The organism is Pseudomonas sp. HMWF021, from assembly GCF_003061005.1.
Taxonomy (GTDB): domain Bacteria; phylum Pseudomonadota; class Gammaproteobacteria; order Pseudomonadales; family Pseudomonadaceae; genus Aquipseudomonas.
On sequence record NZ_QAIK01000069.1, the window covers coordinates 1947 to 5688 of the forward strand.

Annotated in this window: 3 protein-coding genes; all 3 read right to left on the minus strand. The window is 58.2% G+C overall.

The window, feature by feature from the left end; all coding sequences use genetic code 11:
* The coding region (locus tag DBR18_RS29020) for a glutamine synthetase (RefSeq protein WP_371921084.1) at positions 1–907 on the minus strand (907 nt) is incomplete at its 3' end.
* A gap of 215 nt (positions 908–1122) precedes the next feature.
* Entirely contained in the window at positions 1123–1815 is a 693-nt protein-coding gene (locus DBR18_RS10190) for a sensor histidine kinase KdpD (protein WP_108590224.1), read from the minus strand.
* A complete protein-coding gene (locus DBR18_RS10195) occupies positions 1812–3416 on the minus strand; it encodes a tetratricopeptide repeat-containing response regulator (RefSeq protein ID WP_108590225.1) in 1605 nt (534 codons plus the stop codon). The genes DBR18_RS10190 and DBR18_RS10195 overlap by 4 nt, the downstream gene beginning before the upstream one ends.
* Between the last annotated feature and the right edge of the window lie 326 nt (positions 3417–3742).

The window sequence follows — 3742 nt, forward strand, 5'->3', positions numbered from 1 at the left end:
TAGGCGCAAACAGCGCAGTGAAATCAGCCATGCCCGCCTGCTGCCCGCCGATGAAATGACGGAACATCGCAGTCGGCTGGCCGTTGTCGTCACTGAACACATTCTTGCCACTGCTGATTTCGACGATGCTCTGGTGAATGTGCATCGAACTGCCCGCAGTATGCGCCAACGGCTTGGCCATACACACCACACTCAGGCCATGTTTGAGCGCGACTTCCTTGAGCAGATGCTTGAACAGGAATGTCTGGTCAGCGAGCAACAGCGGATCCCCGTGCAGCAGGTTGATCTCGAACTGGCTGACGCCCATTTCATGCATGAAGGTATCGCGCGGCAGCCCCAGTGCAGCCATGCATTTATAGACTTCGGCGAAGAACGGCCGCAGACCATTGTTGGAGCTGACACTGAAGGCTGACTGACCATCCTCGCGACGCCCATCGAGGCCTACCGGCGGGCGAAACGGTTGAGTCGGATCGGTATTCGGCGCAAAGACAAAGAACTCCAGCTCGGTCGCCACCACCGGCGCCAGACCGAGCGAGGCATAACGCGCGATGACTTTCTTCAATTGGCCACGGGTCGACAGGCTGGAGCTTTCGCCGCTCAGTTCATCCGCATCGCAAATCGCCAGGGCACGGGGTTCATCGCTCCATGGCAACGGGTGTATCTGGGTCGGCTCGGCAACCAGTGCCAGATCGCCGTCATCGCTGCCGTAGAAACGTGCAGCCGGATACCCCCCCATGATGCATTGCAGCAGCACGCCCCTTGCCATCTGCAGACGCCGCCCTTCGAGGAAACCCTCGGCGGTCATTACCTTGCCTCGTGGTACGCCGTTCAAATCCGGCGTGACACATTCAATCTCATCAATGCCCGTCAATCGCTGCGCGAGTGAACGCTGGCCATCGGTTGTCATGACGCAATCCTTGTTATTGTGCGAGCCGCGAACGGCGACTCGCACAAAATAGGCTTCGGCTGTTCGCAAGATCAAGCTGCGTCAAACAAAAAAAGCCCGCCTCACATTCCCCCCCTGTAGGAGCTGCCGCAGGCTGCGATCTTTTGATGTTGCTTTTGAAAGACAAGATCAAAAGATCGCAGCCTGCGGCAGCTCCTACACGGGTACGCGTCAGGTCAGGGCAAGTAGAGGCTGAAGACGCCGCCGCCCAGTGGTCCGCCATTACGGATTTCAGTGTGCCCGACCACGCCATTGCGCTGATGCAGCGCGGCAATGCGATTGGCGAAATACAGACCCAATCCGGTGCTGCCGCTGCTGTGGTTAATGCCCTGCACGTATTCGGCCTGACGCTCGAGCATCTGGGCGGGGTAACCATCGCCGTCATCATTGATGCTGAGCACCAGTTGGCCCGCCTCATCGCTGACGGTGATCAACAGCGATTCGCGGGCGTAGCGGATCGCGTTGTTGATGCAATTGCCCAGCACCGACGCAATCAACTCGCGATCAAAGAAGCCCAGCGGGCTCAGCGGATCCACTTCATAAGTGGCAATGATCCCGCGACTGGCGAACACCTCTTGATGCGCCGCCAGTTGCGCCTCGATGAAATCATCCAGCTCGTGATAGGCCGGTTGCAGCGGCATTTGGTTGACCCCGAGCTTGTACAGCCCGAGCAGTTGCACCAGCATGCCGTTAAGGTGAGCGAACTCGAAATCGATCACGCCCTGCTCCGATCCGGTCCGTTGCTCTTGGGGCAAGCGTGCCAGCCACTGGCTGTGGGCCTGCATCAGCATTGCCAGTGAGTTCTTCATGTCGTGCACGGTGGAGGCGATCACCGTGGAGAAATCCAGAGTTTGCTCGTCGTGATTCATGCGCCAAACGCCTTGCTTTTCAGCTTCTGATAACGCGGGTAACGCGCGTCGGTGTCGGGCATCAGGCCGACCATTTTCAGGCAGGCCCGACACTCTTCCAGCTCCGCCGACGGCACACTGGTGTCGGTGCCGTGCAGCAACGACTGGGCCATGTTCAGCGCGATGCTGATGTTCTTCGGTTGCATCTTCAGCGCCTTGCGAAAGACTTCGCGGGCTTCCACCAGGTTGCCGGTCTTGTACACACGCACGCCCTGACGGTTGAGGTCGGCGGCGGCGTTGCTCGAACTGAGAATAGTCGGGTCATCGGTGAGCTTGGCGATATCTTTCATCACCGCCGGATCGTCACCATAAATCTCTGCGCAGCTCTTGAGCATCGAGGTGCCCGCCTCGGCCTGTCCGAGCATCTGCAACTGCTTGGCGACCAGCAGCGCCGCCTCAGGACTCATGAACTGCTCCATGCCATCGAGGCGCATCAACGCTTGCTCGGTGAGTTTGTCGGCGGTTTCGGCATCGTTGAGCAGCAGACTGGTAGCCTTCATCAGGCGCGCACGAATCTGCAGGCCCGGATCAGTCGGGTTCTCTTTCGCCACGGCGCTGAGGGTGGTGTTGATCTCCAGGCGCGTGCGCGTGTCGAGGCCGCGCTCACTGCCCTTGCTGATCAAGGCATGGGCCAGGCCGAGATTGCTTTCCGGATCCTTGAAGCGCGATTGCGCACCTTGCGCCACAGCCTGTCGATAAGCACGCGAGGCGGTATCAAAGTCTTCGTTGGCCATCGCCAGTTTGCCGAGCAACGCTTGGCGGCGCACCGCCAGCGGCGACAACCGAATCGCCTCCTCGAGCACCCGCTGCGCGCCTTTGGTATCACCCTCGGCGACCAGCACATCAGCCATGCCGTCGTACAACGCCGGCATCATCGGGAACACCTTCAGGGCTTTTTCGTAGACGCCTTTGGCCTGCGCCACTTGCCCACGCTTGAACAGCAATTTGCCCAACCCGGCAAATGCCCAAGGCAACGGCCGGTCAGCGATGATGCTGTCGTAAAGACGTTCAAGCGCTTCGTTCTGGTTCATGTCGCGCAGCGCATCGGCGCGGTAGCGCAGGCATAGCGGCGAATAACGAATGTCCTGCTTGCACAGGGCGATGCAGGCATTGAGCACCTCGACGGGCTTGCCGCGATCCAGTGCCTGCAAAATCGGTTTGAGCAGAGTCTTGCGTTGTTCAAGACGCTCCAGGCGCTGTGCCAGCCCGGAACGGTTAAATGGCTTGGTCAGGTAGGCATCAGGCTCATGCTCCAAGGCACTGAGCACCATCGCCTGACTGGTTTCGGCTGTCACCATGACAAACACCGCTTCATGGCTGATGAGCTTTTCCAGCATCAGGTCTTCAAGCACTTGCTGACCGTTCTTCTTGCCATCGCCAAGGTGAAAATCCTGCAGGATAAAGTCATAGGACTTCTGCGCGCACATCTTCAGCGCCTGCTCGCCAGTATCGGCGGTGTCGACGTCCTTGACGCCTAGCTCACGCAACATCGACCGAACGGAACTGCGGAAATCCGAGAAATCATCGACGATCAGAAAACTCTTTTGGTGATACGACAGCATCAAGGATTTCCAGGCAATTTAAGTAGATAACGCGATAGCTATTCGCAGGCGAGCAGATGATAACTGGAGGCCAAATGCCATCAAGCAATTTCGTGTGCGGCCTGTGAGTTTTGAATAGCCGTTCGGGTTATCGGCCAGAAGCGCTATTTCCTGAAGCAAGCACCTCAAGATTCAACGTGGCCCATTTGCCTGCCTGCCCCGCGTCAACCGAAGGAGCATCAGGCAAATCACTTTCCTGCGGGCAAAACAAAACCCCAACTGCTTTCGCAATTGGGGTTTCGGAATTTAATCTTGACGATGACCTACTCTCACATGGGGAAACCCCA

What these genes read in the sequence shown, in the direction of transcription:
- DBR18_RS10190 (WP_108590224.1), bottom strand. Translation starts at nt 1,815, where the DNA reads ATGAATCACGACGAGCAAACTCTGGATTTCTCCACGGTGATCGCCTCC.
- DBR18_RS10195 (WP_108590225.1), bottom strand. Translation starts at nt 3,416, where the DNA reads ATGCTGTCGTATCACCAAAAGAGTTTTCTGATCGTCGATGATTTCTCG.